This window comes from Brevundimonas sp. (genome assembly GCF_965278935.1).
In the GTDB taxonomy this organism is placed as follows: Bacteria; Pseudomonadota; Alphaproteobacteria; order Caulobacterales; family Caulobacteraceae; genus Brevundimonas.
Genome location: NZ_OZ257124.1, coordinates 1,872,360 through 1,898,767, shown reverse-complemented (window position 1 = coordinate 1,898,767; position 26,408 = coordinate 1,872,360). Strand labels below are relative to the sequence as shown.

24 protein-coding genes and 2 tRNA genes are annotated in these 26,408 nt (G+C 68.3%); 14 read left to right on the top strand and 12 right to left on the bottom strand.

Annotated elements, in window-relative coordinates; genetic code table 11:
* Both ACQY68_RS09425 and ACQY68_RS09420 read left to right on the top strand, forming a co-directional pair.
* Complete coding sequence (locus tag ACQY68_RS09425; protein WP_428149117.1) at window positions 1–903, top strand: flagellar motor protein MotB; 903 nt, start codon at window positions 1–3, stop codon at window positions 901–903.
* Between the two features lie 210 nt (window positions 904–1,113).
* Window positions 1,114–1,848, top strand: a complete 735-nt coding sequence (locus ACQY68_RS09420) for an arginyltransferase (RefSeq protein WP_428149116.1) — start codon at window positions 1,114–1,116, stop codon at window positions 1,846–1,848.
* On the opposite strand, the gene ACQY68_RS09415 is transcribed toward ACQY68_RS09420, so the two are convergent.
* From ACQY68_RS09415 to ACQY68_RS09405, 3 genes are read right to left on the bottom strand one after another with little or no spacing between them, the layout of a single operon-like run.
* Entirely contained in the window at window positions 1,845–2,138 is a 294-nt protein-coding gene (locus tag ACQY68_RS09415) for a DUF6958 family protein (protein ID WP_428149115.1), read from the bottom strand. The two genes, ACQY68_RS09420 and ACQY68_RS09415, sit on opposite strands and share 4 nt — an antisense overlap.
* Window positions 2,139–2,149: 11 nt before the next feature.
* Window positions 2,150–3,193, bottom strand: a complete 1,044-nt coding sequence (locus ACQY68_RS09410) for a M48 family metallopeptidase (protein ID WP_428149114.1) — start codon at window positions 3,191–3,193, stop codon at window positions 2,150–2,152.
* A 6-nt stretch (window positions 3,194–3,199) separates the two neighbouring features.
* Window positions 3,200–3,769 (bottom strand): LemA family protein, encoded by a 570-nt coding sequence (locus ACQY68_RS09405; RefSeq protein WP_428149112.1) that lies wholly within the window; start codon window positions 3,767–3,769, stop codon window positions 3,200–3,202.
* A gap of 88 nt (window positions 3,770–3,857) precedes the next feature.
* Here ACQY68_RS09405 and ACQY68_RS09400 point away from each other — a divergent pair, with 88 nt between their 5' ends.
* The 3 genes from ACQY68_RS09400 to ACQY68_RS09390 all read left to right on the top strand — a co-directional run bounded on the left by ACQY68_RS09400 (window position 3,858) and on the right by ACQY68_RS09390 (window position 7,481).
* Complete coding sequence (locus tag ACQY68_RS09400) at window positions 3,858–4,907, top strand: NAD(P)H-dependent flavin oxidoreductase (RefSeq protein WP_428149111.1); 1,050 nt, start codon at window positions 3,858–3,860, stop codon at window positions 4,905–4,907.
* A gap of 78 nt (window positions 4,908–4,985) precedes the next feature.
* Window positions 4,986–6,062, top strand: coding sequence for a PA0069 family radical SAM protein (locus ACQY68_RS09395; protein ID WP_428149110.1), 1,077 nt, complete (start codon window positions 4,986–4,988; stop codon window positions 6,060–6,062).
* A gap of 273 nt (window positions 6,063–6,335) precedes the next feature.
* Entirely contained in the window at window positions 6,336–7,481 is a 1,146-nt protein-coding gene (locus ACQY68_RS09390) for a DNA cytosine methyltransferase (RefSeq protein ID WP_428149109.1), read from the top strand.
* On the opposite strand, the gene ACQY68_RS09385 is transcribed toward ACQY68_RS09390, so the two are convergent.
* The gene (locus ACQY68_RS09385) at window positions 7,478–8,716 is read right to left on the bottom strand and encodes a class I SAM-dependent RNA methyltransferase (RefSeq protein ID WP_428152628.1); all 1,239 of its coding nucleotides are present in this window, start codon (window positions 8,714–8,716) and stop codon (window positions 7,478–7,480) included. The genes ACQY68_RS09390 and ACQY68_RS09385 overlap by 4 nt on opposite strands.
* A gap of 203 nt (window positions 8,717–8,919) precedes the next feature.
* On the opposite strand from ACQY68_RS09385, the gene ACQY68_RS09380 reads away from it, so the two are divergent.
* Window positions 8,920–9,477 carry a glycine zipper 2TM domain-containing protein gene (locus ACQY68_RS09380; RefSeq protein WP_428149107.1) on the top strand — a complete coding sequence of 186 codons (558 nt, stop codon included), beginning with the start codon at window positions 8,920–8,922 and terminating at the stop codon, window positions 9,475–9,477.
* Window positions 9,478–9,635: 158 nt separating this feature from the next.
* Here ACQY68_RS09380 and ACQY68_RS09375 read toward each other — a convergent pair whose 3' ends face one another.
* The 5 genes from ACQY68_RS09375 to ACQY68_RS09355 form a co-directional block, all read right to left on the bottom strand.
* Window positions 9,636–10,346, bottom strand: a complete 711-nt coding sequence (locus tag ACQY68_RS09375) for a TlyA family RNA methyltransferase (protein WP_428152626.1) — start codon at window positions 10,344–10,346, stop codon at window positions 9,636–9,638.
* 31 nt (window positions 10,347–10,377) lie between these two features.
* Window positions 10,378–13,182, bottom strand: coding sequence for a valine--tRNA ligase (locus ACQY68_RS09370; protein WP_428149106.1), 2,805 nt, complete (start codon window positions 13,180–13,182; stop codon window positions 10,378–10,380).
* A gap of 123 nt (window positions 13,183–13,305) precedes the next feature.
* Complete coding sequence (locus ACQY68_RS09365) at window positions 13,306–13,899, bottom strand: DUF2497 domain-containing protein (RefSeq protein WP_428149105.1); 594 nt, start codon at window positions 13,897–13,899, stop codon at window positions 13,306–13,308.
* A 159-nt stretch (window positions 13,900–14,058) separates the two neighbouring features.
* Window positions 14,059–15,603 carry a TolC family outer membrane protein gene (locus ACQY68_RS09360; RefSeq protein WP_428149103.1) on the bottom strand — a complete coding sequence of 515 codons (1,545 nt, stop codon included), beginning with the start codon at window positions 15,601–15,603 and terminating at the stop codon, window positions 14,059–14,061.
* Between the two features lie 130 nt (window positions 15,604–15,733).
* Window positions 15,734–16,363, bottom strand: coding sequence for a protein-L-isoaspartate O-methyltransferase family protein (locus ACQY68_RS09355; protein WP_428149102.1), 630 nt, complete (start codon window positions 16,361–16,363; stop codon window positions 15,734–15,736).
* A 156-nt stretch (window positions 16,364–16,519) separates the two neighbouring features.
* Between ACQY68_RS09355 and ACQY68_RS09350 the strand changes: the two genes are divergently transcribed.
* A tRNA-Cys gene (locus tag ACQY68_RS09350) sits at window positions 16,520–16,593 on the top strand.
* A 234-nt stretch (window positions 16,594–16,827) separates the two neighbouring features.
* On the opposite strand, the gene ACQY68_RS09345 is transcribed toward ACQY68_RS09350, so the two are convergent.
* A complete protein-coding gene (locus ACQY68_RS09345) occupies window positions 16,828–17,643 on the bottom strand; it encodes a TrmH family RNA methyltransferase (protein WP_428149101.1) in 816 nt (271 codons plus the stop codon).
* 56 nt (window positions 17,644–17,699) lie between these two features.
* Between ACQY68_RS09345 and ACQY68_RS09340 the strand changes: the two genes are divergently transcribed.
* The 3 genes from ACQY68_RS09340 (at window position 17,700) to ACQY68_RS09330 (ending at window position 20,434) form a co-directional block, all read left to right on the top strand.
* Window positions 17,700–17,774: transfer RNA gene (locus tag ACQY68_RS09340), tRNA-Asn, on the top strand.
* A 106-nt stretch (window positions 17,775–17,880) separates the two neighbouring features.
* Complete coding sequence (locus ACQY68_RS09335; RefSeq protein ID WP_428149100.1) at window positions 17,881–19,221, top strand: Hsp70 family protein; 1,341 nt, start codon at window positions 17,881–17,883, stop codon at window positions 19,219–19,221.
* Window positions 19,222–19,234: 13 nt separating this feature from the next.
* A complete protein-coding gene (locus ACQY68_RS09330; protein ID WP_428149099.1) occupies window positions 19,235–20,434 on the top strand; it encodes a winged helix-turn-helix domain-containing protein in 1,200 nt (399 codons plus the stop codon).
* Between the two features lie 95 nt (window positions 20,435–20,529).
* On the opposite strand, the gene ACQY68_RS09325 is transcribed toward ACQY68_RS09330, so the two are convergent.
* Window positions 20,530–21,267 carry a hypothetical protein gene (locus ACQY68_RS09325; RefSeq protein ID WP_428149098.1) on the bottom strand — a complete coding sequence of 246 codons (738 nt, stop codon included), beginning with the start codon at window positions 21,265–21,267 and terminating at the stop codon, window positions 20,530–20,532.
* An 87-nt stretch (window positions 21,268–21,354) separates the two neighbouring features.
* On the opposite strand from ACQY68_RS09325, the gene ACQY68_RS09320 reads away from it, so the two are divergent.
* Both ACQY68_RS09320 and ACQY68_RS09315 read left to right on the top strand, forming a co-directional pair.
* Complete coding sequence (locus tag ACQY68_RS09320; protein ID WP_428149097.1) at window positions 21,355–21,960, top strand: TIGR00730 family Rossman fold protein; 606 nt, start codon at window positions 21,355–21,357, stop codon at window positions 21,958–21,960.
* 130 nt (window positions 21,961–22,090) lie between these two features.
* On the top strand, window positions 22,091–22,393 hold the full coding sequence (locus ACQY68_RS09315; RefSeq protein WP_428149096.1) for a CC_3452 family protein: 303 nt from the start codon (window positions 22,091–22,093) through the stop codon (window positions 22,391–22,393).
* Window positions 22,394–22,438: 45 nt separating this feature from the next.
* Here ACQY68_RS09315 and gltX read toward each other — a convergent pair whose 3' ends face one another.
* Complete coding sequence (gene gltX / locus ACQY68_RS09310) at window positions 22,439–23,788, bottom strand: glutamate--tRNA ligase (protein WP_428149095.1); 1,350 nt, start codon at window positions 23,786–23,788, stop codon at window positions 22,439–22,441.
* 129 nt (window positions 23,789–23,917) lie between these two features.
* On the opposite strand from gltX, the gene alr reads away from it, so the two are divergent.
* Complete coding sequence (gene alr, locus ACQY68_RS09305) at window positions 23,918–24,964, top strand: alanine racemase (protein WP_428149094.1); 1,047 nt, start codon at window positions 23,918–23,920, stop codon at window positions 24,962–24,964.
* A 75-nt stretch (window positions 24,965–25,039) separates the two neighbouring features.
* Window positions 25,040–26,407 (top strand): DNA repair protein RadA, encoded by a 1,368-nt coding sequence (radA, locus tag ACQY68_RS09300; RefSeq protein ID WP_428149093.1) that lies wholly within the window; start codon window positions 25,040–25,042, stop codon window positions 26,405–26,407.
* Window position 26,408: the final 1 nt, after the last annotated feature.

Genomic DNA, 26,408 nt, shown 5'->3' with positions numbered 1-26,408 from the left:
ATGAACGCCGCCGAACGTCCGATCATCATCAAGAAGATCAAGAAGGTGTCCGGCGGCGGCCACCACGGCGGCGCGTGGAAGGTGGCCTACGCCGACTTCGTGACCGCGATGATGGCGTTCTTCCTCCTGATGTGGCTGATCAACACGACCGATCCCGAGCAGAAGAAGGGCATCGCCGAATATTTCGCGCCTGCCAGCGTCTCGCAGACCACCTCCGGCTCCGGCGGCATTCTCGGCGGCACCTCGCTCGGCGAAGACGGTTCCAAATCGTCAGGCTCCATGTCGGTGCTGGAACAGCAGGCCCCGGAGGCGCCCCAGGACGCTCCCGAGGAGAGCGGCGCCAACGCCCACCTCGCGGCAGCTTCGGAAGAGGAACTCCGGCAGGAGATCGCCGCTCGCGAGGCCGCCGAGTTCCAGTCCGCCGCCGAGAGCCTGCGCCAGGCCATGCAGCGCATGCCCGAACTGGCGGAGCTGTCGAAACAGCTGATCATCGACCAGACGCCCGAGGGCCTGCGCATCCAGCTGGTCGATCAGGAGGGCCGCTCGATGTTCGAGCAGAACTCGACCCGCCCCAATGCCCGCGCCCAGGTCCTGCTGCGGGCCATCGCCGGGGTTGTGAACCGGTTGCCGAACCGCATCTCCATCTCCGGCCACACCTCCGCCGTCGCTGGATCGGGGCGCGCCTCGGTCGCCAGCGACTGGCCCCTGTCGGCGGGCCGCGCCGACGCGTCGCGCGCCATCCTCCAGGCCGCCGGCGTCGATGCCGACCGGGTCTATTCGGTGGCGGGCAAGGCGGGCTCCGACCCTCTGTACCCCGACGATCCGTCGCTCGCCGGCAACCGCCGCATCGCCATCGTCCTGTTGCGCGAGGCGCCCGTCCTGCCCACGGACACAAGCCTGTGAACATGAGCCTGATCCGCCGAGGGAGGATTGCTTCGCAATCCAGCCGACGCGGTGAATCGGGCTCCAGAAAAGGCGAGAGCGCTTCTCACGCTCTGGCGCCGTTCGGTTACGGCGCGAACCCGCTTGCGGCCCGGCATCGAATAACGCCAAATCGTCCGATGGAAACGGCCCTGCCTTACGCCGGACGAAATCGGATGCGGACGTAGAGACGTGACGCAACACGTACCGACACGCCAGCTTCGCTTCTTCATGACGGCGGTCGCGCCCTGCCCCTACCTGCCCGGCATGACCGAGCGGAAGGTGTTCGCCAACCTGCCCTTCTCGGACGGCGCCCACGTCAACGACGAGCTGACCCACGCCGGTTTCCGCCGCAGCCAGAACATCGCCTACCGCCCCGCCTGCGAGGGCTGCGACGCCTGCGTCTCCGTCCGCCTGCCCGCGCCGGAGTTCGTCTTCTCGCGCGGCCAGAGGAAGGTGCTGGCTCGCAACGACGACCTGTCGCGCGACCTCGTCGAGGCCGAGGCGACCCAGGAGCAGTTCGCCCTGCTCAAACGCTACCTTGCCCATCGCCACCCCGGCGGCGGCATGACCGACATGACCTGGCCCGACTATATCGCCATGGTCGAGGACACGGCGGTCCGCACCCATCTGATCGAATACCGCCTTCCCTCCACCGACGAAGGCCCCGGCGATCTGGTCGCGGTGACCCTCGCCGACCTGCTGAGCGACGGGCTGTCGATGGTCTACAGCTTCTTCGATCCGGAGATGGTCAAGCGGTCGCTGGGCGTCTTCGCCATCCTCGACCATGTGCGCCAGGCCCAGGCCGTGCGCCTGCCCTTCGTCTACCTCGGCTACTGGGTCGAGGGCTCTCCCAAGATGGACTACAAGGCGCAGTTCCGTCCGATGGAGGTCCTCAAACCCCTCGGCTGGACCCGGATCGACTAGGCTTTCCGCAGCCGAACCGGGCTGCCCGGCCCGCGCACGATCACGCCCCTGGCCTCCAGATCCAGTTGCACGCATTTGGCCCACCAGCCGGCCGTCGCCCCGCCCGGGAACAGATCCTCGGGCAGTCTCGGCGTCAGAGCCGCCTTGATCTCCGCCGGCGTCATTCCCGGCGCGTCGGAGGTCAGCACCGCCAGATAGGCGTCCCGCGTCGCCTCGTACTTGTCCGCATCGACCGACTGGACGTGCCCGGGGCTGATGACGTTCTGAACCTCGATCTTGCGCCGCGCCATGGACGGTCCTCTCAGCTGTAGGGAACGGCGGTGGAGGCTGTCTGCGGCACGGCCGTGTCCGCGGGCAAACCCGTCTCCAGCAGGTCCGGATCCCACGCCCCGGGATCCCGCCCGCCGCCGAACTTGACCAGTGCCGCGATCCGCTTGTCGATTGACGGATGGGTGGCGAACAGGGCGTCGGTGAACCCCTCCCGCTCATTGTCCAGGAACATGCCCTGCACATCGTCCGGCGCCTGCAGCTTCGATCGCCCCGACACCTTGCGCAGCGCCGAGATCATCGAGTCCGGGTTTTTGGTCAGCTCGACCGCCCCCGCGTCGGCCACATACTCCCGCGTCCGCGACAGCATCAGCCGGATGAAGATCGCGAACAGATAGCCGATGGCCGCGATGGCGAACCCGATCAGGATCAGCGGCCCCGAGTTCTTGTTGCTCTTGCCGCTGCGGACATAGAACAGGCCCCGGAACACCAGCTGGCAGATGACGCTGATGATCCCCGCGAAGATCGAGGCGATCACCATGGTCCGCACGTCCTTGTTGATGACGTGGGTCATCTCGTGCGCCAGCACCGCCTCCATCTCGTCCCGGGTCAGGGCGGCCATCAGTCCTCGAGTCACCGTGACGCTGTAGTGGTCCTCGCGAATGCCGGAGGCGAAGGCGTTCAGACTGTCCGAATCGATGATCCGCAGCGTCGGCGTCGCCATCCCGCGCGAGATCGCCAGATTCTCCAGCAGGTTATAGAGCTCCGGCTCGTCCTGCCGTTCGACCTTTCGCGCGCCGGTCATGACGTCGATCATCGCCTGGTTGCCGAACCAGGCGATGGCGAACCAGATCAGGGCAACCACGACCGCCAGAGGGATCGTCCCCACCAGCATTCCGACCGCATAGTTGATGTCGTCGCCCAGCGTCCCGCCCGAGTTGGGCAGGAAGCCGAACCCCATCAGCACCAGTTCCAGCCCGAACAGGACCACCACCAGCATGACCGGAAACCCGATCAGCAGCAGGGTCGAGCGGGTGTTGTTCGCCCAGATGTGGGTCTGGAGACCGACAGCGGCCATGTGGACCTAGAACTTCACCGACGGCGGGGCGGCGGTCATCGCGGCGCGGTCTGCGGCGTCCACCTGGAAGAAGGGTTTCTCGGTCCCGAAGCCGAACATGCCGGCGAACAGCACGGTCGGGAACTGGGCCCGCACGGCGTTGAACTCGGCCACGGCGTTGTTGAAGAAGCGGCGCGCGGCGGCCAGCTTGTTCTCGATGTCGGTCAGCTCGCGCTGCAGCTCCAGAAAGTTGGTGTTGGCCTTCAGGTCCGGATAGGCCTCGGCCACGGCGAACAACTTGCCCAGGGCGCCGGTCAGCATGTTGTCGGCGGTCACCTTGTCGTCGACCGTGGTGGCCCCGGCGGCGGCGGCGCGCGCCTGGGTCACGGCGTTCAGGGTTTCCTGCTCGTGGGTGGCATAGCCCTTCACCGTCTCGACCAGGTTGGGGATCAGGTCGTTGCGCTGCTTCAGCTGCACGTCGATGTCGGCGAACGACTGGTCCGCCTTCTGGTCCAGAGCGACCAGCTTGTTGTAGCTCCCCATGACCACGAAGATCAGGATGACGACGATAACGCCGATGACGATGAGTGCGGTCATGATGGGTCCCCTGCGATGACGGCGATTATCGCGCGAAGGGCGAACGCCGGATAGTGAAATCGGACGGCTGCACCCCCAACTGAACCTGATGACCTTCCTCGAGCGCCTCGGCGTCGCGACGCCCATCATCCAGGCCCCGATGGCCGGAACCTCGACCCCGTTGCTGGCCGCCCGCGTCTCCCAGGCCGGTGCGCTCGGCTCGATCGCCGTCGGCGCCGTCGACGCGGCAGGCGCGACCGCCATGATCCGCGAGGTTCGGTCCCTTACCGACCGCCCCTTCAATGTGAACATGTTCGTCCACGCCACGCCCCGACGCGACGCTGCGATCGAGGCGGGCTGGCTCGATGCCCTGGCCCCGACCTTCCGATCCTTCGGCTGCGAGCCGCCGACAGCCCTGAAGCCCGCCTACGCCAGCTTCCTCGACGACGAGGCGATGTTCGCCGCCCTCCTCGTCGCCGCCCCGCCGGTGGTCAGCTTCCACTTCGGCCTGCCCCGCCCGGATCAGGTCGTCGCCCTGAGACAGGCTGGGTCCATCCTTCTCGCCACAGCCACCACTCTCAAGGAGGCCCGCGCTTGTTTGGCGGCGGGCATGGACGCCGTTGTGGCTCAGGGCTGGGAGGCCGGCGGCCATCGCGGCGCTTTCGGCCCCCAAGCCGAGGACAGGAGGCTTGGCATGGCCGCCCTCACCCGCGTGCTCGTCCGCAACGCCGGCCTGCCTGTCATCGCAGCGGGCGGCATCATGGACGGACGCAGCATCCGTGCGGTCCTCGATCTGGGCGCCGTGGCGGCCCAGCTCGGCACCGCCTTCATCGCCTGCCCCGAGAGCGCCGCCGACGCCGACTATCGCGCCCTGTTCCTCAGCGACGCGGCCGCCCACACCGAAATGACCGCCGCCATTTCCGGCCGTGTCGCCCGCTCCCTGCCCAACCGCTTCACTGCCCTTGGCCGGACCCTGACCGCGACCGTCCCGGATTACCCCGTCGCCTACGACGCCGGAAAGGCGCTTAACGCCGCCGCCCGGGCGGCCGGAGAAATGGGCTTCTCCGCCCAATGGGCCGGACAGGGGGCGCCCTTGGCCCGCGTCCGTCCTGCGTCCGAACTTGTCGCAACCCTGCTCGAAGAGATGCAGGCCGCCTGATCCGGACGGCCTGTCTTGCGGGTCCCATCCCGCTCTTTTGTTCTTGCTTTGTTCCAACGCGGAACATAACTTCCTCTCATGTCTCCCGCTCCCCAGCTGAAGAAAGGACGCGGCGCACGCACCAACGCTTCCGGTCGGTTCGAACCCGTCGTGCACGAGGATTTCGACGACGGCTGGACCGCGGATGACGCGGCGCCGGAGCCGCTCCGGACCACCCTGACGCCCGAACACGCCCGCAAGATCATCACCACCAACACCAGTCCCGACATCGGTTTCGACCGCTCGATCAACCCCTACAAAGGCTGCGAACATGGCTGCATCTACTGCTACGCCCGTCCATCCCATGCCTGGATGGGCCTATCCCCGGGCCTGGATTTCGAGAGCCGGCTCTTCTTCAAGCCAGAAGGGCCGCGTCTCCTGGAACAGGAACTCGCCGCGCGCCGGTACGTCTGCAAACGCATCCACATAGGCGGCAACACCGATCCCTATCAACCGGTCGAGCGCACGCAGAAGATCACGCGCGGCCTGCTGGAGGTCCTGCAACGGTTCAACCAGCCCTTTTCCATCATCACCAAATCGAATCTGATCACCCGCGATGTGGATATCCTGGGCCCGATGGGCCGCGACGGTCTGGCCAGCGCCTTCGTCTCGATCACGACGCTGGATCGCGATCTCGCCCGCACCATGGAGCCTCGCGCCGCGACGCCCGCGCGCCGCCTCGATGCGGTGAAGCGCCTGGCCGATGCGGGCGTCCCCGTCGGCGTCGGGTTCGCTCCCGTCATCCCCGGCCTCAACGATCATGAGCTGGAGGCCGTGCTCGAAGCCGCCGCGAAGGCCGGCGCCACCACGGCCATGTACGTCACCTTGCGCCTGCCGCTGGAGATCAAGACCCTCTTCGCCGAGTGGCTGGCCGACGCCCGCCCGGATCGCGCCGCCCGTGTCATGTCCCTCGTCCGCCAGACCCGCGGCGGCAAGGACTACGACGCCGACTGGTCCCAGCGCATGAAGGGGACCGGCCCCGTCGCCGACCTGATCTCCGCCCGCTTCAAGGCGGCTGTGAAGCGCTACGGGCTCGACGGGCCCAGGCACGATCTCGATGTGACGAAGTTCCGGGTCCCGGCGGACGCGCGCGCGCAGCTGGAGCTGTTCGGCTGACTTTCGTCATCCCCCGACAAGGCGCTCTTCGCGCCGCAGACCGGGGGACCCGGCGGCGCGCTGCACACCAGCACGCCAAAATGGACTCTCCCGCCGGCAGGACATCAGGCTTCTCCACAAAAGATCGTCTCAACGACCTGTATCAGAACGACATCCTCTGAATTGCACTCAGTGGACTCGGTTTTTCCGAGTCCAAGGTCCAATGGACCCGACTCGCCCGCACCGGCACCCTGACCCCATGCGCGATTCCCTCTTCCGTCGATCCTGACCGCCATGCCCGGCTTCTACGAGTTCTTCGCCGGCGGCGGCATGGTCCGCGCCGGCCTCGGCGCGGGGTGGGACTGCCTGTTCGCCAACGATTTCGACGCCCGCAAGGGCCTGACCTATCAGGCCAATTGGGGCACGGGCGGGGAACTGACCGTCGGCGACATCCGCGCCCTCGACGCAGCAGCCCTCCCCGGCCGCCCCGACCTCGTCTGGGGCAGCTTTCCCTGCCAGGACCTGTCCCTCGCCGGCCACGGCGCGGGCCTCGCCGGAGAGCGCTCCGGGACCTTCTACGCCTTCTGGGATCTCGTTCGCGGCCTCGCCGCCGAGGGCCGCGCGCCCCGCCTCGTCGCCGTCGAGAACGTCTGCGGCGCCCTGACTTCGCGCGGCGGCGCCGACTTAGAGGCCATGTGCCGGACCTTCGCTGAGGCCGGCTATCGCTTCGGCGCCCTGGTCATCAACGCCGATCGGTTCGTGCCCCAGTCCCGCCCGCGCCTTTTCGTCGTCGGCATCCAGACCGCCGCCGACATCCCCGAGGGCCTGACCTCGCCCGGCCCGATCGCTCCCTTCCACACGCCGGCCGTCGTCCGCGCCACGGACCGTCTGCCCGACGACCTGCGCGCCTCTGCTCTGTGGTGGAACCTGCCCTCGCCCGAGCGCCGCGCCTCGACCTTCGCCGACCTGATCGAGGATGCCCCCGACAGCGTCGCCTGGCATACCCCTGCCGAAACCGACCGCCTCCTGTCGCTGATGTCCCCGGTCAACCGCGCCAAGGTCCAGGCCGCTCAGCGCGCCGGTCGCCGGATGGTCGGCGGCGTCTACCGCCGCACCCGCACCGACTCAGCTGGCCAGAAAGCCCAGCGCGCCGAGGTCCGCTTCGACGACGTCGCCGGCTGCCTGCGCACCCCGTCGGGAGGCTCCAGCCGCCAGACCATCCTGGTCATCGACGGTCCCCGAATCCGCTCGCGCCTGATCTCGGCCCGCGAGACCGCCCGCCTGATGGGCCTGCCCGACACCTATGTCCTGCCCCGCAGCTACACCGACGCCTACCACCTGACCGGCGACGGCGTGGTCGTCCCCGTCGCCCGCCACCTGGCCCGCTACCTGTTCGAGCCGCTGGTCGGAACCGCCGCCGCCTCTGCGAAAGCCGCCTAGCGCCGGAACACGCCGACCAGCTCGACGTGGGCCGACCACAGGAACTGGTCCACCGGCGTCACCGTCTCGAGCCGAAACCCGGCGTCGATCAGGACCCGGGCGTCCCGGGCGAATGTCTGGGGATTGCACGACACCCCCACCACGACCGACGCCTTCGTATCCTTGATCTGGGCCGTCTGATCGATGGCCCCGGCACGCGGGGGGTCGAACACGATGGCCTCGCAGCCCTTGAGATCGTAGGGCGACAGCGGCCGCCGGAACAGGTCGCGCGCCTCGGCCGTGATCTGCTTCATCCCCTTCGCCGAGCCGATTCCCTGTTTCAGCGCCGCGATCCCCGCCGCCGAGGCGTCCGCCGCGATGACACTGGCCACCGTCGCCAGCGGGAAGGTGAAGGTCCCGGTCCCGCAGAACAGGTCCGCCACCTTCTTCGCCCCCTTCACCGCGGCCACGGCCCGCTGCACCATCGCCGCCTCCGCCTCCGGCACCGCCTGCAGGAAACCGCCCGCCGGCAGGGGCACGGTCGCCGGCCCGAACTGAACCCGGGGCTGACGCGCCATCATCAGGGTCTCGCCGGCCATGCTGAGCCGCGCGACGTCCGCCTCCCGCGCCGCCCGGATCGCCTGCATCTGCCGGTCCGCCGACAGTCCTCCCGACTTCCGCTCCACGCCGGTCACGTCGATGTCCAGCCCATCCAGAGTCCAGGTCACATGCAGGGTCGGCGCCGACTTCGGATGCTCAAGAAACGCCGCCGCCACCTTGGCCAGCGCCGGAAACATCGCCACCAGCCGGGGATCGGCCACCGGACAGCTCGACACCTCCACCAGCCGCCACGACTTCCGCGCCTTGAACCCGAGCACGACCCGCCCGTCCTCCAGCCGCCGCGCATGCAGGGCCAGTCGCCGCCGCGTTCCCGGCGGCACCGCCACCGTCGCCTCGACCTCCGTCTCGATCCGCTCGCGCGCCAGGGTCGACACGACGAGATCCCGCTTCCAGTCCAGATAGGGCCCGCTGGCCCAGTGCTGCAGCGAACACCCGCCGCAGTCGCCATACTGCGGCGACACCGGCGCGATCCTGGCGGGGCTGGCCTCGAGGATCTCGGGCGTCTCCATCCGCCCGTCGACGACCTCGCCGCGCACCGTCTCGCCCGGCAGGGTCAGGGGCGCGAACACCGGCCCGGCGGGCGTATGGGCCACGCCGTCCCCCTGCCCGGCCACATGGGCGATCTTCAGCGTCATGGTCATCGGCGGCTTCTAGGGCCTGATCCGGAAAAGTGTGAGCGGTTTTCCGATCAGATCAGGCCCAGCGAAAGAGGTCTCAAGGCAATCCGAAACCTGAACGAAGATGAACGACCCGCTCAAAACGCGTTCAGGTTCGGTGGCCCATACGTGGATCCAACAAGACGCCGGACCTCCCCGGCGCCGAACAGGGGTTCTCTCAAATGACCGCCTTCGTGAAGTCCGCCGTCGTCGCTGCCGCCCTCGCCGCCGCCGCGACCCTCGTTCCCGCCGCCGCCTCGGCCCAGTCCTACGGATACGGCAGCAACTACAACCAGGGCTACAGCCAGTCCTACAACGACCGCTATCAGGACCGTTGCCAGACCTACGGCCAGGGCCGGACCGGTGCGGGCGCCCTGATCGGCGCAGGCGTCGGCGCCGTCGCCGGCTCGCAGGTTTCGGGTCGCGGCAACCGCACCGAAGGCTCGATCATCGGTGGCGTTCTCGGCGCCATCGTCGGCGCCCAGGTCGGCCGCTCCTCGAACGACAACTGCCGTTCGGACAGCCGCTATTCGCAGGCCCCGACCTATTACAGCTCGAACGATCGCTACAACGATCGGGCCTACGCCTCGAACCGCTATGACGATCGTGGCTACCGCGACGACCGTCAGGACTACCGTCGCGACGACCGTCGGGACAGCCGCCGCTACGAGAACGGCTACGAGGTCTCGGCTGACGGACACTACTATTTCGATCCGCGCCGCGGCTGGCTGCCGCGCTGATCGACCAGGTTCGCGGCGTCGATATTTTTCAGCCCCCCTGTCGATCGACGTCGTGACGGGCCGCCGGTGGAGCAATCCACCGGCGGTTTCTCTTTGTGTTGAATGGTTGCTAACGCTCGCGACGCGGTCGCTCACTGCTTGAGCGACGGGTCGGGTCTCTAGGCGGCCCGGCGGGCCCAGAGCAGGAATTCGATATTGCCGTCGCCACCGGTGATCGGACTTTCGGCTGTGGCCCTAACGGTCCAGCCGACCATCTTGAGCCAGTCCGAGACACGACGGACGGCGTCGAGATGCGCCTGCGGATCCTTGACCACGCCTTTCTTGCCGGCGTCCTTGGGTCCGTCGCCCTCGAACTGGGGTTTGACCAGGGCGATCAGGTCGGCGTCTTCGGCCGCGAGTTTCAGAGCGGCGGGCAGCACCTTGGCCAGACCGATGAAGCTGGCGTCGCAGACGATCAGGCCAGGCATTTCCGGGATCAGATCACTGTCCAGAATCCGGGCGTCGGTCTTCTCCAGATTGACCACGAGAGGATCGCCCGAGACCTTCGGATGCATCTGGCCCTGACCGACGTCGACGGCGAACACCTTCGTCGCCCCGCGCGCCAGACAGACCTCGGTGAACCCGCCGGTCGAGGCGCCGACGTCCAGCACCACCCGACCTTTGACCTGCACAGGCCACAGGGTCAGGGCGTGATCCAGCTTCAGTGCCGCGCGCCCAACCCAGCCGTGCGCTTCCACGACGGTAACGACCGCATCCTCGCCCACCCCCTGCGAGGCGGCGCGCGCGGGCTGGCCGTCGACGGTCACGCCGCCGGCCTCGATCGCCGCCTTGGCCCGCGACCGGCTTTCGACCAGACCACGGGAGACCATCAGATGATCCAGCCGGGTCCGGGGTCCGAAGTCAGCCAAGATCGGCCAGCCGGGACAGAGCCGCTTCCAGCCGCGCCTTGCCCGCCTCGGCCTCGGCCAGCTTGGCGCGCTGTTCGTCGATCACGGCCGGGGCCGCGCGTTCGACGAAGTTCGGGTTGCCCAGCTTCTTCATCACATGGCCCACGTCGCTCTCGAAGGCGGCGATCTCCTTGGTCAGGCGGGCGCGTTCGGCCGTCAGATCGATGATCCCGGCCAGCGACAGAGCCGCCGCCGAGCCGCCCGACACGAAGGTCACAGCCCCGGCCGGCGCCGCATCCGCCGACGCCACTTCGGACACCCGCGCGAGCGTCAGGATCAGGTCGCGGTGCCGCGTGGCCCTGTCCGACGTGGGCGCGTCCGGAGCGACGAAGGTCAGCGGCGGCTTGGCCCCCGGCGGCACGTTCATCTCGGCGCGCAGGCCGCGCACCTCCCCGACCAGATCGACCAGCCAGCCGATCTCCGCCTCGGCTTCAGCGTCGATGAAGGCGTCCGGCAGCACGGGCCAGGCGGCGCCGATCAGGGTCGCCTCGTCGCGTGGCGCACCCTCCTTGCCGAGTTCGGCCCACAACTCCTCGGTGATGAACGGCATGACCGGATGCAGCAGCTTCAGCGTCTGGTCCAGGGTCCAGGCCGTCATCGCCCGCGTCTCGGCCTTCGCCGCCTCATCGGCGCCCTGGAACACCGGCTTGGCCAGCTCCAGATACCAGTCGCAGAAGACGTTCCAGACGAACCTGTAGAGCGCCGAGGCTGCGTCGTCGAAACGCCCGCCCTCGACCGCTTCCGACACGGCGCGCTCGGCCTTGGTCAGCTCGCCGCGAACCCAGCGGTTGATCGTCTGCTCGACGGTCGCCGGGTCGAAGCCGGTGACGCGGACCGCCTCGTTCATCTCGGAGAACCGGGCGGCGTTCCACAGCTTGGTGCCGAAGTTGCGATAGCCCTCGATCCGCTGCTTCGACAGCTTGATATCGCGCGTGCCCGACAGGATGGCCATGGTGAAGCGCAGGGGATCGGCGCCCAGCTCGTCGATGATGACCAGGGGGTCGATGACGTTCCCCTTGGATTTGCTCATCTTCTGGCCCTTCTCGTCGCGGACGAGGCCGTTGATGATGACCCGCCTGAACGGGACCTCGTCCATGAAGTGCAGGCCCATCATCATCATCCGGGCGACCCAGAAGAAGATGATGTCCGCCGCCGTGACGAGGTCGCTGGTCGGATAGAACCGCTCCAGATCGTCGGTCTTCCCCGGCCAGCCCATGGTCGAGAACGGCCACAGTGCCGAGGAGAACCAGGTGTCGAGAACGTCCTCGTCCTGCGTCAGGGCCTTGCCGCCGGATTGGGCGACAGCCTCGGCCTCGGTCTCGGCGACGTAGATCTTGCCGTCGGCGTCGTACCAGGCGGGGATGCGGTGCCCCCACCAGAGCTGGCGCGAGATGCACCAGGGCTCGATGTTGCGCAGCCACTCGAAATAGATCTTCTCGTAGGACTTCGGCTCGAACACCGTGTCGCCAGTCTCGACCGCCTTCAGCGCCGGCTGGGCCAGGGTATGGGCGTCGACGTACCACTGGTCCGTCAGCCACGGCTCGATGACCACGCCGGAACGGTCGCCGTGCGGCACGACGTGCCGGGTCTTCTCGATCTCGCGCAGCCAGCCTTCGTGCTCGGCGCGGGCGACAATCGCCTTCCGGGCAGCAAACCGGTCCAAGCCTTGAAGCTCTACGGGGATATAGTGGATTTCGTCCTGCTGCTCACGGGACCAAGCACTCTCCTCGCCGGAATCATTGTACTCGCCCTCGGCCTGCTCGAATTTCGAGTCAACGAGGTGGGTGCCCACGATCCGGGCGAAGGCGTCCAAGACGTTGATCGATGGAAGCCCGGCACGCTTGCCGACTTGGAAGTCGTTGAAGTCGTGGGCCGGGGTGATCTTGACCGCGCCGGATCCCTTGGTCGGATCAGCATACTCATCGGCCACGATGGGGATATGGCGGCCCGTAATCGGCAGCACGACCTTGGCGCCGACGATTGAGGCATAGCGCTCGTCATCCGGGTGCACGGCCACGCCGGTGTCGCCCAGCATGGTCTCCGGCCGGGTCGTGGCCACGACGATGAAGTCGCGCGTCTCGAACTCTGTCGCCTTCCCGTCCTCGTCGAACGCGATCGGGTGTTCGTAGGTCACGCCGTCGGCCAGCGGATAGGCGAAATGCCAGTAGGCGCCCTCGACCTCGCGCTGCTCGACCTCCAGGTCCGAGATGGCTGTCTGGAACTGCGGGTCCCAGTTCACCAGTCGCTTGTCGCGATAGATCAGTCCGTCCTGATGCAGCTTGACGAAGACCTTGCGGACGGCGGCGTTCAGCCCCTCGTCGAGCGTGAACCGCTCGCGCGACCAGTCGCACGACGCGCCCAGGCGACGCAGTTGCTGGACGATGGTCCCGCCGCTCTCGGCCTTCCACTCCCAGATCTTCTCGACGAAGGCCTCGCGACCCATCTCCCGGCGTCCGACACTGCCAGCGGCGGCCAGCTGCCGCTCGACCACCATCTGGGTGGCGATGCCCGCATGGTCCGTGCCCGGCAGCCACAGGACCGACTTGCCGCGCATCCGGTGATAGCGAGCCAAGATGTCCTGCAGGGTGTTATTCAGCGCGTGGCCGATGTGCAGCGACCCCGTCACGTTCGGCGGCGGGATGACGATCGAATAGGCCTCAGCCGCTCCATCCGTCTTCGGCGAGAAGGCGCCGGAGGCCTCCCACTGGGCGTAGAGGCGCGGTTCGGCGGCGGTGGGGTCGAAGGACTTGTCGAGCATGGTCATCTCTTTTTCCCTATCGCTCCGCGCGCGGCGCGTCGCTGGATAAGGGAGGCCTCAAATGCGAAGGGGCGGCCCGTGAGAGCCGCCCCTTCTGGTCTTAGTCGCCGGTGGCGAGCGGGGCTAGCCCGCGCTGCGGGAGATGCGTTCGACTTCCTTCTTTACCGCCGCCTCGACGATGCCGGGCAGGTTGGCGTCGAGCCAGTCCTTCAGCATCGGGCGCAGCAGGCTGCGGGCGAGGTCGTCGATGGTCGGGCCGACCCCGCCGGTCGGAACCGGCTCGGGTTGACGGAAGGCGGCGGACAGGCCGGCGAAGGCGCTGGCGGACGCCGCGGCAGCGCTTTCGCCGACGAGGGAGTCGTAGGGCACGGACGAGGTGCTGGGCTCGGACTCGCGGGCCGCCGGACGTTCCGGCTCTGCGAAGGAGGTCGGGAAGGGCTCGGGTTCCGGGTCGGCCGGGGCGGTCACATCCAGATCGCCGATCGTCTGGGCGGCCGGGGCCTCATAGCGGTCGGTCAGGTCGAGAATCTCTTCTTCGGGTTCGGGCTCCTGGATCGACGGAGTCTCGTCCATCAGGGCGGGCGAAGCCTCTTCGACGGGCTCCGGTTGCGGCGTCGGGGCCGCTTCGGCGGCGGGCGCGTCGTCTTCGGAGATGATCCGGCGGATCGACGCCAGGATCTCCTCCATCGTCGGTTCCTGGGCGGTGGTGTCGGTCATGATCGGGCCTTCGAAGAACCTGCGCCGACCGTTCCGGGCCCACGCGTGACGAACAAAGTGGATCGGAGCCGACGTTCAGCCCTGCCCCATTCATTTCGTCGCATCAACGCCCGTGGGAATCAACGGCCGTTTTTCGCCTTGCTGGTTAATCCGCAGGCGTCAGTTCGAGTTCGGCGCGGTCCGGACGATCTCGCCGTCAAGCTGGGTGTCGATCGGCGCGTTCTCGGTGTCGTTCGCCGGGGTGATCGGCGGAGCGGCGATGCGGTCCAGGGTCTCGACCAGGACGTCCCACGGCACGGCGCCGCGAAGGCGGACGCGTTGGGCATTTGCGGCCGGATCGTAGATTTCGATGGCCGGGTTCAGGTCCTCGCCGCTCAGCCGCCCCATCGAGGTCAGCAGCGACGCCTGGGCGACATAGAGATTGCGCTTGGCCACGGCGAGGTTGATCTCGGCGTTGCGCAGCTCCAGCTCGCCGTTCAGCACGTCGAGGGTGGTGCGCAGGCCGACCTGCTGCTCCTGACGGACGCCCTCGGCGGCCACCCGGGCGGCGCTGACGCCGGCGACGCCGGCCTCGAGCTGAGACCGGTTCGAGACGACCTGGGCATAGGCGCTGGAGACGCCCTGCAGCACGGAGCGCTTCTGGCGATCGATCTCAATCTTGGCGGCATTGGCCTGTTCCAGAGCCTGGGCCACGCGCGAGCTGTTCAGCCCGCCGGTGAAGAGCGGCACCGAGAGGCTGACGCCGGCCTGGAAGGTGGTCGTGCGATCCGACAGGTCGAAGCCGCTGATGGGCGTCGAGCCGCCATAGGAGCTGGAGAGGCCCACGGACGGCAGATAGGCGGAACGGGCCTGGGCGTGACGGGCCTCGGCCTCCTGCAACTGGTACTCGGCGGCCAGCAGGCTGGGGTTCTCGGCCAGGCCGATGTCCAGGGCGACTTCGAAGTCCGTCGGAACGCCCGGCAGGGCCGGCGGCGTTTCCAGATTGGTCGGGGCCTGGCCGACGACGGCGGCATAGGAGGCGCGCGAGACGGACAACTGGGCCTGGGCGCCGGCGAGGTCGGCTTCCGACTGGGCCAGACGGGCCTCCGACTGCGAGACGTCGGTGCGGGTGATTTCGCCGACTTCGAACCGGGCGTTGGACTCGTCCAGCTGGCGGCGCAGGACCGACAGATTGGCTTCGCGGATGCGCAGGATTTCGACGTCACGCTGCACGTCGACATAGGCCTGGATTACGGCGCCCAGGACCTGTTGTTCGATGCTGCGGAGGGATTCGCGACCGCTCAGGACGGAGGCTTCGGCGGCGTCGATCCCGCGGGCGATACGGCCGCCCGAATAGAGGGTTTGATCCACGCCGATGCTGGCGCCAACCGAATCCGTCTCGTTGATGTTGTTGCTGGGCGGGGTGTCAAAGGGGCCGGTGAAGAGGCCGTCGCCGTTCAGATCGACTCCCGGCGAGTTCGGCGAGTCGGTGCGCGTGTAGCGGCTCGAACCGCTGACCGACACGGTCGGGCGCAGACCGGCGCGGGCCTGGGGCACCGCCTCGTCCAGGGCGCGCTGTTGGGCGCGCTGGCCCTGAAGCGTCGGATTGGTGCGGTAGGCCAGGGCGATGGCCTCCTGCAGGGTCTCGGCCCACGCGGGGGCGGCCACACCCGCCGTGACGGCGATCAGGGCGACGGAAGCAAGTGCGCGCGAGCGTTTGAACATGACAGTATCCCGATGGGCGTCGCAGACGGCGCCGATATCTCTTCGCAGGCCTAGTGCGTGACCGCCTACAGCTACGCCAGTTAAGTTTTTTTCACGCGACCGCCACCGCACTCCGTCGAAATCGCGTCAATCAGAGGGCGAATGCGGGGGCCGGTGTCATTTCAGCCAGCACCGGCGGGGCGGCGTCGAACAGTTCGCGACGCGAGACGCCTTCACGCCCCTTCACATACAGAACCGCCCGGCCATTCGGGCCCGGACGCTCGACGACCGCCAGACGGCCGCCGACACGCAGCGCCGCCAGCCAGGCCGTCGGCCGAACCGTCACAGCGCCTTCGGAGACGATGATGTCCCATTCGCCGCCGGTCGGCTGGCCCAGGGGCGCCACGACCCCGGCGACACCGGCATCGGCGAGGGCCGGTCCGACGACGTCGAGAACGGACTGGTCCGCTTCCTGGGCCGTGACCGAAACCTTCATGGCCGCCAGCACGGCGGCGGCGTAGGGGCCCGCGATGGCGAGCGCCGTCTCGCCTTCGCGGGCGTCCAGCGCTTGGATCAGTTTGGAGACCTCGCGGACCTGCATCAGGCGGCGACCGGCGGCGATCTCGACCTCGACCTCGCCATAGGCGGCGAAGGCCTGGTCCGGGGCGCAGAACCGCTCGCGCGGCACGGTCATCAGAGCGGCCTGAAGGGTGCGGTCGGTGACGTCGTTCACCCGGACCTGGGAGTCCACCATGACCTTGCGAGCGGCGGCGTAATCCATGTGACGTGGAATCCCTGAAGCGAAAGCGACCGGCCCGGCCGGAAATCTGGCGCGCTTATAGGTCCGTGCGCCGCATGCGACAATCGCGTTGCAGCAACAGAGGCGATCTGATAGCGAACGCCCCTCGCGATCTGGGGGCCTTTCAAAAAGCCCTATGGCCTGATGGCGGAGTGGTGACGCAGAGGACTGCAAATCCTTGCACCCGGGTTCGATTCCCGGTCAGGCCTCCATCGCGATCTCGTTGAGATCGATGATGATTTTCAGATCGGCGCGGTCAGCCAGCCGATCGCGCCGGCGCCGCCGACAGCCGCTGCCACGACGCCGATCGCCACTGCGATCCGCACATTGCGGCTCATGAACCCCAGAATACCAGCCATGTCGTCCTCCCCGGACGTCCATAGCGGCATGGAAATCAACGTTCATCAAGGTGTATGAAGCGTTAACGCGCTGAAATCACGCGACTGTCAGCGAATCGACACGGTGGTCATCTGGTAGAGGGCGAGTGCGCTGGTCACGGCGACATTGAGGGAGTCGAAACCGCCCGCCATCGGGATGCCGACGGTCCTGACCCGCGCCATGATCTCCGACGGCAGGCCCGGTCCCTCAGAACCGACCAGAACGGCCTTCCGGCCGCCGCCCGCCAGCCCGGCCAGTGGCTCCGTCGCGCCCGGCGACAGGGCGATCACCTCGAACCGCGCCGACTGCAGGGCGCCGATCAGGCTTTCCAGCGACGACGCGCTGGCGCCCGGCGTCCTCAGCACCGCCCCCACGGAGACGCGGATCGCCTTGCGATAGAAGGGATCGCAGCAGCGCTCGTCCCTCAGCACCGCCGCCGCCCCGAACGCCGCCGCGTTCCGGAACAGGCCGCCCATGTTGTCGTGATTGCCGATCCCGGCGCAGGCCAGGACCACGCAGTCCTCGGGCAGGGTCGCCAGAACATCCTCGACCGTCCGCTCGACCGGCTTCTCCCCGAGCGCCAGCAGGCCGCGATGCAGGGGAAAGCCGGCGATCGCATCCATGACCGCCTGCGACGCCGCATAGACCGGCGTCTCGCCGGCTGCCGCGATCAGTTCGCCCTGCGCCTCAACGCGATTCGCCGCGATCAGCAGCGACCGCGCCCGGCACAGGGACGCGGGCGACAGCAGGGTGCGGATCACCACCTCCCCCTCCGCCACGAACAGCCCTTCGCGCCCCGTCAGGTCGCGCTCGCGGATGTCTCGATAGGCCGCCACGCGGGGATCGGCGGGATCGTCGATGAACTGAACGCTGTTGGCTGACATTTCCCGTTGCACAATCAAGAAGGCCGCTGCTATAGGCCCGCCTCCCGAGCCCCTGTTCCGCGGTAGCTCAGTGGTAGAGCAGCCGACTGTTAATCGGCTGGTCGTAGGTTCGAATCCTACCCGCGGAGCCACTCGGCGCTTTAGCCCGATTTCGATACGGCGCTACCGCCTTTCTGGCGGACATACAGGCACGACAGACCCACCAGCGCCGTCCGGTCGCTTTCCGAGGCTTCGCTCATGATTCCGCGCCCCGCGACGATCGGCATCGATTTCGGCACTACCAACACGGTCGTGGCCCTGACCTCGGGCGACGGCGACGCGGTCGTCATTCGCTTCGAGGCGCCCGGCGGCGATCTGGCCACCTTCCGCTCGACGCTGAGCTTCCAGCTTCATCAGGGCGCCGACGGCGCGACGCCCGAGCGCGTGGTCGAGGCCGGTCCCTGGGCCATCGAGGCCTATGTCGAGGATCCGCTCGACACCCGCTTCATCCAGTCGTTCAAGACCTTCGCCGCCAGCGCCGCCTTCACCGAGACGGTGATCGACAACCGCCGCTACGGGTTCGAGGACCTGCTGTCCGCCTTCCTGCTGCGGGTCCGCCACCATGCCGGCGCAGCGATGGACGACCTTCCGCCTCGCGTGATCGTCGGCCGTCCGGTGACCTTCGCGGGCGGCTCGCCCAACGCGGACCTCGCCCTTGAACGCTATCAAAAGGCGTTCGAGCGACTGGGCTTCACCGACATCCGCTATGCCTATGAGCCCGTCGGCGCGGCCTTCTTCTTCGCCCGCAACCTGACCCAGGCTGCGACCGTCCTCGTCGCCGACTTCGGCGGCGGCACCAGTGACTTTTCTATCGTCCGTTTCGAACCGTCTCCCGACGGGCTGCGGTCGACGCCGCTGGCCCGGTCCGGCGTGGGCGTGGCCGGGGACGCCTTCGACTACCGCATCATCGACCAGCTTGTGTCGCCGGCCCTGGGCAAGGGTGGTTCGTACCGGAGCGTCGGCAAGGTCCTGCCCATCCCCCAGCGCTACTACGCCGCCTTTGCCCGCTGGGATCAGTTGGCCCTGCTGCGGGCCTCGCGCGACATGAAGGACATCCGCAGCCTCGCCCGCACCGCTGTGGAGCCCGACAAGGTCGAACGGCTGATCGAGGTGCTCGACGACAACCACGGCTATGCCCTCTACCAGGCCATCTCGCGCCTGAAGATGGACCTGTCGCGCGATGAGGCCGCGACCTTCGTCTTCGACGCCGGGTCCATTCGCCTCGAAGCCCCGGTCGCCCGTTCGGAGTTCGAAGCCTGGATCGCCCCGGAACTGGCGGCCATCGAGGGCGCGGTCGACCAGGCCATCGATCAGGCCGGTCTGACCCCTGACCGGATCGACCGCGTCTTCCTGACCGGCGGCACCTCCTTCGTCCCGGCGGTGCGCGACATCTTCCACCGCCGATTCGACCCGGCGAAGATCGAGACCGGCGGCGAGTTCGAATCGATCGCCTCGGGTCTGGCTCTGATCGGGCGGGAAACGGACCTCGATCTCTGGACCGAGACGCGCCGACGGGACATCGCAGAGGTCACCGGATAGGGTCGGCCCGACCATGACCGAACAGATCTCGCCCGCCCTCGCTCGACGCATGGCCCTGGCCGCCCAAGGGTTTGGCAAAGCCCGTCCTCCGACCGCCGGAACGCGCCAGTTCCGCGACACGGCCCGGCGTCTGGGCGTGATCCAGATCGATAGCGTCAACGTCGTCAGCCGCACCCACTACCTGCCCGCCTTTTCTCGCCTCGGCGCCTATCCGCGCGAGATGCTGGAGGCCGAGGCCTGGGGCAAAAAGCCGTCCCTGTTCGAATACTGGGGCCATGAGGCCTCGCTGATGCCCATCGAAACCCAACCACTGGTGCGATGGCGAATGGAGCGGGCGCGCGACGGTCACGGCATCTGGACCGGCCTCAACCGCTTCGGCCGAGAGCGGCGCGACTATATTGACGGCGTCCTGGCCGAGATCGAACGGCGCGGCCCTGTCACCGGCGCCGACTTCGCCACCGGTCCACGCGGCAAGCCCGGCTGGTGGGAATGGTCCGACGGCAAGCGGGCGCTGGAATGGCTGTTCTGGGCCGGGCTGATCACGACGAAGACCCGGCGCGGCTTCGAGCGGGTCTATGACCTGACCGAGCGGGTCATTCCGTCCGCGATCCAGAACCTGCCCACACCGTCCGAGGCCGACGCCCAGCGCGACCTGATCCGCATCGCTGCCGGAGCCATGGGCGTCGCCACGGCCGCCGATCTGCGCGACTATTTCCGCCTGCCGGTCGAAGGCTTCAAGGACCGCGTCGCCGAACTTGTCGAGGAGGGCATCCTGACGCCGGTCTCGGTTCCCGGCTGGCGCAACACGGCCTATGTCGCCCCGGACGCCCGCCGTCCGCGAAAGATCGAGGGCGCCGCCCTGCTCTCCCCCTTCGACAACCTGATCTGGTTCCGCGACCGGACCGAAAGGCTGTTCGACGTCCGCATCCGGCTGGAGATCTACACCCCGGCGCACAAGCGGGCCCACGGCTACTACGTCCTGCCCTTCCTCGAGGACGAGTCGATCACCGCGCGGGTCGATCTCAAGGCCGACCGTCAGGCCGGCGTCCTGCTGGTCCAGGCCGCCTGGCGCGAGCCGCTGGCGACGCCGGAGACCGCCTCGCGGCTGGCGGGTGAACTGGTCCGGATGGCGGGCTGGCTGGGTCTGCAGCGGGTCGAGGTCAAGCCGCGGGGCGCCCTCGCCGAAGACCTTCTCGCCGCCCTGCCCGGCTGAAGGCAAAGAAAAAGCCCGACGCGGACGCCGGGCTGAAAAAGTTCGGTGATGGTGGGTGTCCTCGAAGAGAACGCCTAACGGTTGAGCCGAATTGGTTAACGGATCGTTGCCGACCTGTCGGGGAACCAGGTCGACTGGCGGCCGCCTCCGGGGCTCGACCAGGCGATGCTCCAGCCCGCTCCGGACCGTTGCAGCGTCTCGGGCGTCGTCGCCCCGCCCGGAGCCGGCGCATAGGCCCTTCCGTCGATGGTGATGGGTGTCGAGCCGTCGCCCGACCCCGCCAGCCGCCAGCGTCCCGCCTCGTCCGCCGTCACCGTGCGCTGGGCGCTACCCTCGACAACGACCGCGCTGCGCGGCGCCGCCCGTCCGGAGACGAAGGCCGCCCGCCCGTCGGTGTCCACGGCGTCCAGACCGGCGCCGGCGTCCAACCGCTGCGTCGGCGCCCCGATGGCCAGGAGAGCGATCGGGGCCGAGGGGTCCGCCCCGATCAACAGGCGATAGGGCGCAGGGAACCCGGCCTGACCCACCCGGGCCTCAACCAGAAACAGGGTGTCCTGCGCCGGGCGCGGCACCCGCAGCTCGAACCGCCCCTCGGCATCGGCGCCGACCGCATAGGCCAGGTCGCCGGCTCCGCTGACCACGACCCGCCCCAGAGGAGACGCCTGCCCCCGCACGATCAGCTCCCGCCCTGATGCGGCGACCGCGTCGATCTCTGGCGGCATGACCCAGCCCGATTCCTGCGCCGTCTCGGCGGCCGGCTGGACCCGCTCGCCGCAGGCCGAAGCGGTCAGCGCGGCAAGCACGGCCAATGTCGATGCGATCGGTCGTTTCATCCTGTCCGCCGGGTCTGTAGGACTGTTCGCCCAGATAGACCGGCGCGACCGGCCTGTCTCCAATCTTGCGTCTCGTTTCGAGGGTTCATGTCGGCGTCCACCCCCACCATCGCTCCATTTGAAGGCCAGTCGGTCTGCCTGTTCTGCGGCTCTTCCGACGCAGCCGATCCCGTCTACACCCGCGCCGCCGCCGAGTTCGGCGCGGCGACGGCGCGTGAGGGCTGGCGCCTCGTCTATGGCGGCGGCGGCGTGGGCCTGATGGGCGCCTCGGCCCGGGCGGCGCACGAGGCCGGCGGCCGGGTCGTCGGCATCATGCCGGCCTTCCTGCGCAGCCGCGAACGCCTGTTCGACGAGGTCGAGACCATCGTCGTCACCTCGATGCACGAGCGAAAGCAGTTGATGTACGACCAGTCGGACGCCTTCGTGGTCGCGCCCGGCGGCATCGGCACCCTCGAAGAGGTCGTCGAACTCCTGTCGTGGAAGCGGCTGGACCTGCACGGCAAGCCGGTGATCTTCCTCAACATCGGCGGCTTTTGGGAGACCTTCTTCGCCCTGATGCGCCAGAGCGTGGAGACGGGTTTCACCCCGCCGTCCTTCCTTCAGGCCTGGACCGTCTGCGACACGGTCGAGGAGGCGATCGCGGCGATGCGACATGCTGACGCTTCTCCGGCCTTGAAACATGATCAGCGATAAGTAATCATCGCTAAGTCAGCGCCTCGGTCCGTTCTTTTTGAAAACTCGGATTGACAGTTTCTAATAACAACGCACTATGCCGGTGTTGACGCTGGACCGTGTCGGTCCGTTCTCTGCACCGGAGTTTCCCATGCGCGCCGTCCTCCCCCTGCTCGCCCTCTGCGCCGCCTTCGCCGCGGCTCCCGCCAGCGCCCAGTCGACCGCCCCGACCCGCGTGGTCCTGGCCGACGCCTCGCGCGTCCCGGCTCGCGCCACGATCATCGACGGCGCCAGCTGGCGCTGTGAAGGCCAGACCTGCACCGCCACGGGCGGCGCCAACCAGCCCGCTCCGCGCGCCTGCCGCCGCGTCGCCGCCCGCTTCGGCGCGGTGACCGAGTTCTCGTACCGCGGCACCGCCCTGACGGCCGAAGAACTGGCCGTCTGCAACGCCTAGAATTCAAAAGGGGCGGCTCACCGAGCCGCCCCTTTCCATTTCTACCTAGGCGACTTCGCCCTTCAGCCGCTTCTCGATCCGTTCGCGCCCGATCAGTGGCACGATCGTCGCCATGTCCGGCCCGTGCGGCTGGCCCGTCAGGATGTGGCGCAGCGGCATGAACAGGGCTTTCCCCTTGGCGCCCGTGCTTTCCTTGACCGCATTGGTCCAGGCCGACCAGGCGCCCGCGTCGATGACGTCCGGCAGCACGGCCAGGGCCGCCGCCGCGAAGGCCGGATCCTCGATCACCGGCGTGACCGGCCCACGCACCATCCGCGCCAGATCGATGACGTCGGCAAATTTCGTCAGGTTGCCCCGCACCGCATCCCAGAAGGTTTCCCCGAGATCGCAGTCCAGCGCCTCCAGTCGCGCTTTCGCGGTCGCATAGGGCATGGCGTGCAGCGCCTGGGCGTTCAGCCGGTCCAGGTCCTCGGTGTCATAGCGCGCTGGCGACCGGCCCATCTTGTCGAAGCTGAAGCCCGCACCCAACGCCTCGATGCTGTCGGCGACCTCGAGCGCATCGGACGTGCCGATCCGGCCCAGATGGCTGGTGATGGCGATCGGCTCATAGCCCTGGTCCCGCATCTCGGCGACCGACAGCGACCCCAGTCGCTTGGACAGGGCCGCGCCGTCCGCTCCGACCAGCAGCGGCATGTGCGCGAACTTCGGGACCTCCGTCCCCAGCCCAGCCGCGATCAGCGCCTCGAAGATCTCGATCTGGGCGCCGGTGTTGGTCGTGTGGTCCTCGCCCCGGATGACGTGGGTGATGCCCATGTCGATATCGTCGACGACCGAAGGCAGGGTGTAGAGATAGAGGCCGTCCTCGCGGATCAGCACCGGGTCAGACATCGAGGCCGTGTCCACCTCGGCATGCCCGCGCGACAGGTCCTCCCAGGCGACCCGGCGACCGTCCAGCTTGAAGCGCCAGTGCGGCTTGCGGCCTTCGGCCTCGAACGCGGCCTTCTGCTCGTCGCTCAGGGCCAGCGCGGCCCGGTCGTAGATCGGCGGCAGGCCGCGCGACAGTTGCACCTTGCGGCGGCGATCCAGCTCTTCTGACGTATCGTAGGCGGGATACAGACGCCCGGCGGCCTTCAGGCGCTCGGCGGCGTCATGATAGCGATCGAACCGCTTGGACTGATTGTAGCGCTCGTCCCAGAGGAGGCCGAGCCAGGTCAGGTCGTCCTCGATCCCCTGTTCGAACTCGGGCGTCGAACGGGCCAGATCGGTGTCGTCGATGCGCAGGACGAACGAGCCTCCTTGCCCCTTGGCGAACATCCAGTTGACCAGAGCGGTCCGGACGTTGCCGACATGCAGCTTGCCGGTAGGAGACGGGGCGAAACGGACCTTGACGGACATGGGAGGCGTGACCTTGAAAACGAGGCGCGTAGGTCGGTCACGCAAGCCCCCAAGTCAAGGATGAGCCCGTTTGCCCCGACGGTGCGCTTTTCGGCTTTTCCCGCAACGATCTTGCGGCATAAGGCGACGATGACCGCGCCTGCCTCCCTGACCGTCGATCTGAACGCCCTTTCGCACAACTTCCATGCGCTGGAGGCTGTGTCCGGCGTGCCTGTGCATCCGGTGGTGAAGGCCAATGCCTATGGCCTCGGCGCCGTTCCGGTGGCGAAACGCCTGCTGACCGAAGGCGCACGGACCTTCTTCGTGGCGCGGCTGAACGAGGGAGTCGCCCTGCGCGAAGCTGTCGGTCCGGACCCGACCATCTATGTGCTGGACGGGTGCGTGGGCGGTGCGGCAGGGGCGCTGAAGGCCGCCAACCTGCGCCCCATCCTCAACCACGCCGACCAGATCATCGCGTGGAATTCGATCGGCGGCGGCGCGTGCGGGCTGCAGATCGACACGGGCATGAACCGCCTCGGCTTCCGGCCCGAGGACGCGCCCGGGCCGTTCGGCGGGCTCGAAATGGTGATGAGCCACCTCGCCTGCTCCGACGATCCCGCCGAGCCGATGAACCGGCGTCAGCGCGATGCGTTCGCCGCCGCATCAGCACGCTACCCCGACGCTCTGAAGTCGTTCTCCAACTCCGGCGGCTGCTTTCTCGGCCCAGACTATGCCTTTGACGTCGTTCGCCCCGGCATCTGCCTCTACGGCGGCGGCCCTGAGGGTCGACCCGATGGCCGCCTGAAGGCCGTCGCCACCCTGACCGCCGAAATCCTGCAGATTCGCGACCTCCCCGCCGGCGAGAGCGTCGGCTATTCGCGTGGCTTCATCGCCGACCGTCCACGCCGGATCGCCACCTGCGGCGCGGGTTATGCCGACGGCGTCTTCCGCAGCAACTCCCCCGGCGGCCGGGTCTGGGCCGCCGGAGCCCTGCGCCCCATCCTCGGCCGGGTCTCGATGGACGTCATCGCCGTCGACGTCACCGACGCCGACGTCAGCCTCGGCGATCACGTCGAACTCTTCGGCGCCAACCGTCCGGTCGATGACGCCGCCGCGGCCGCCGGGACGATCAGCTACGAACTGCTGACCTCGATCGGGAACCGCTGCGAGCGGGCATACATCGGCCGGGCGGACTGAGGGCACGACAGTTTCGGTCGCACCCACCAAGACGCCCTCTGCCCCGCCGCCCGCTCTTCCTGTAAGCCGTCGCCCATGGCCAGAGACGGTGCGATCTATGTTTGTCAGTCCTGCGGGGGCGTCCACGGCAAGTGGTCGGGCCAGTGCGGGTCCTGCGGTCAGTGGAACACCATCGTCGAGGAAGGCCGCTCCGCGTCGCCCCCCGGCGCGCTGAAACCCGCCACGACGGCAAAGGCGCGCGGGCTGCAGTTCGAATCCCTGCTGTCGGAAACGCCTGAGCCGCCGCGTATCGTCACCGGCGTGACCGAGTTCGACCGCGTCTGCGGCGGCGGCGTCGTTCCGGGCTCGGCCATCCTGCTCTCCGGCGACCCCGGCGTCGGCAAGTCGACCCTGCTGCTCGACGTCGCCGGCCGCGCCGCCCTGTCCGGCGCTCGCGTCGCCTACATCTCCGGCGAGGAGGCGATCGAGCAGATCCGCGCCCGCGCCAAGCGAATGGGTTTGTCCGAGGCCCCGGTCCAGCTCGCCTCCGCCACGGCCCTGCGCGACATCCTCGGTACGTTGAAGCGCGAGAAGTTCGACATCGTCATCGTCGATTCGATCCAGACCCTGTGGTCCGACGCCCATGAGGCCGGCCCGGGCTCGGTGACCCAGGTCCGCGCCTGCGCCGGCGAACTGGTGCGCCTGGCCAAGGCCGGCGGCCCCGCCGTGGTTCTCGTCGGCCACGTCACCAAGGACGGACAGGTCGCCGGCCCCCGGGTGGTCGAACACATGGTCGATGCGGTCCTCAGCTTCGAGGGCGAGCGCGGCTATCCGTTCCGCATTCTGCGCGCTGGCAAGAACCGGTTCGGCGCCACCGACGAGATCGGCGTCTTCGAAATGGGCGACGCAGGGCTTCGCGAAGTCTCCAACCCCTCCGCGCTCTTCCTCGGCGAGGGCAAGGACCGCGCGCCGGGCGCCGCCGTCTTCGCCGGCATTGAGGGCAGCCGCCCGGTGCTGGTCGAAATCCAGGCCCTGGTGTCCAAATCCGCCTACGGCACGCCACGCCGGGCGGTCATCGGCTGGGAAACCGGCCGCTTGGCCATGATCCTGGCGGTGCTCGAGGCCCGCTGCGGCTTCGGGTTCGGGGATCAGGACGTCTATCTGAACGTCGCAGGGGGCCTGCGCATCAACGAGCCCGCCGCCGACCTCGCCGCCGCAGCCGCCCTGATCTCCTCGGCCACCGGCATGCCCCTGCCCCAGGGCTGTATCGTCTTCGGCGAGATCAGCCTGTCGGGAGAGGTCCGCGCCGTCGGCCGCGCCGAGGCCCGCCTCCGCGAGGCCCAGAAACTCGGCTTCGACCAGGCCCTGTCGCCGCCCCTGACCGTCAAGGGCGGTGGCGTTCTGGTCACGGGCGTCAGCCGATTGACGGAAGCCGTCGAACGAATCTCGCAGAACAGGTATTGAT

Coding starts and splice junctions, on each gene's coding strand:
- ACQY68_RS09415 (WP_428149115.1), bottom strand. CDS start 2,138: ATGGCGCGGCGCAAGATCGAGGTTCAGAACGTCATCAGCCCCGGGCAC.
- ACQY68_RS09405 (WP_428149112.1), bottom strand. CDS start 3,769: ATGACCGCACTCATCGTCATCGGCGTTATCGTCGTCATCCTGATCTTC.
- ACQY68_RS09400 (WP_428149111.1), top strand. CDS start 3,858: ATGACCTTCCTCGAGCGCCTCGGCGTCGCGACGCCCATCATCCAGGCC.
- ACQY68_RS09335 (WP_428149100.1), top strand. CDS start 17,881: ATGATTCCGCGCCCCGCGACGATCGGCATCGATTTCGGCACTACCAAC.
- ACQY68_RS09325 (WP_428149098.1), bottom strand. CDS start 21,267: ATGAAACGACCGATCGCATCGACATTGGCCGTGCTTGCCGCGCTGACC.
- ACQY68_RS09410 (WP_428149114.1), bottom strand. CDS start 3,193: ATGGCCGCTGTCGGTCTCCAGACCCACATCTGGGCGAACAACACCCGC.
- gltX (WP_428149095.1), bottom strand. CDS start 23,788: ATGTCCGTCAAGGTCCGTTTCGCCCCGTCTCCTACCGGCAAGCTGCAT.
- ACQY68_RS09315 (WP_428149096.1), top strand. CDS start 22,091: ATGCGCGCCGTCCTCCCCCTGCTCGCCCTCTGCGCCGCCTTCGCCGCG.
- alr (WP_428149094.1), top strand. CDS start 23,918: ATGACCGCGCCTGCCTCCCTGACCGTCGATCTGAACGCCCTTTCGCAC.
- radA (WP_428149093.1), top strand. CDS start 25,040: ATGGCCAGAGACGGTGCGATCTATGTTTGTCAGTCCTGCGGGGGCGTC.
- ACQY68_RS09365 (WP_428149105.1), bottom strand. CDS start 13,899: ATGACCGACACCACCGCCCAGGAACCGACGATGGAGGAGATCCTGGCG.
- ACQY68_RS09375 (WP_428152626.1), bottom strand. CDS start 10,346: ATGGTCTCCCGTGGTCTGGTCGAAAGCCGGTCGCGGGCCAAGGCGGCG.
- ACQY68_RS09380 (WP_428149107.1), top strand. CDS start 8,920: ATGACCGCCTTCGTGAAGTCCGCCGTCGTCGCTGCCGCCCTCGCCGCC.
- ACQY68_RS09345 (WP_428149101.1), bottom strand. CDS start 17,643: ATGTCAGCCAACAGCGTTCAGTTCATCGACGATCCCGCCGATCCCCGC.
- ACQY68_RS09425 (WP_428149117.1), top strand. CDS start 1: ATGAACGCCGCCGAACGTCCGATCATCATCAAGAAGATCAAGAAGGTG.
- ACQY68_RS09370 (WP_428149106.1), bottom strand. CDS start 13,182: ATGCTCGACAAGTCCTTCGACCCCACCGCCGCCGAACCGCGCCTCTAC.
- ACQY68_RS09330 (WP_428149099.1), top strand. CDS start 19,235: ATGACCGAACAGATCTCGCCCGCCCTCGCTCGACGCATGGCCCTGGCC.
- ACQY68_RS09395 (WP_428149110.1), top strand. CDS start 4,986: ATGTCTCCCGCTCCCCAGCTGAAGAAAGGACGCGGCGCACGCACCAAC.
- ACQY68_RS09355 (WP_428149102.1), bottom strand. CDS start 16,363: ATGGATTACGCCGCCGCTCGCAAGGTCATGGTGGACTCCCAGGTCCGG.
- ACQY68_RS09390 (WP_428149109.1), top strand. CDS start 6,336: ATGCCCGGCTTCTACGAGTTCTTCGCCGGCGGCGGCATGGTCCGCGCC.
- ACQY68_RS09360 (WP_428149103.1), bottom strand. CDS start 15,603: ATGTTCAAACGCTCGCGCGCACTTGCTTCCGTCGCCCTGATCGCCGTC.
- ACQY68_RS09385 (WP_428152628.1), bottom strand. CDS start 8,716: ATGACGCTGAAGATCGCCCATGTGGCCGGGCAGGGGGACGGCGTGGCC.
- ACQY68_RS09320 (WP_428149097.1), top strand. CDS start 21,355: ATGTCGGCGTCCACCCCCACCATCGCTCCATTTGAAGGCCAGTCGGTC.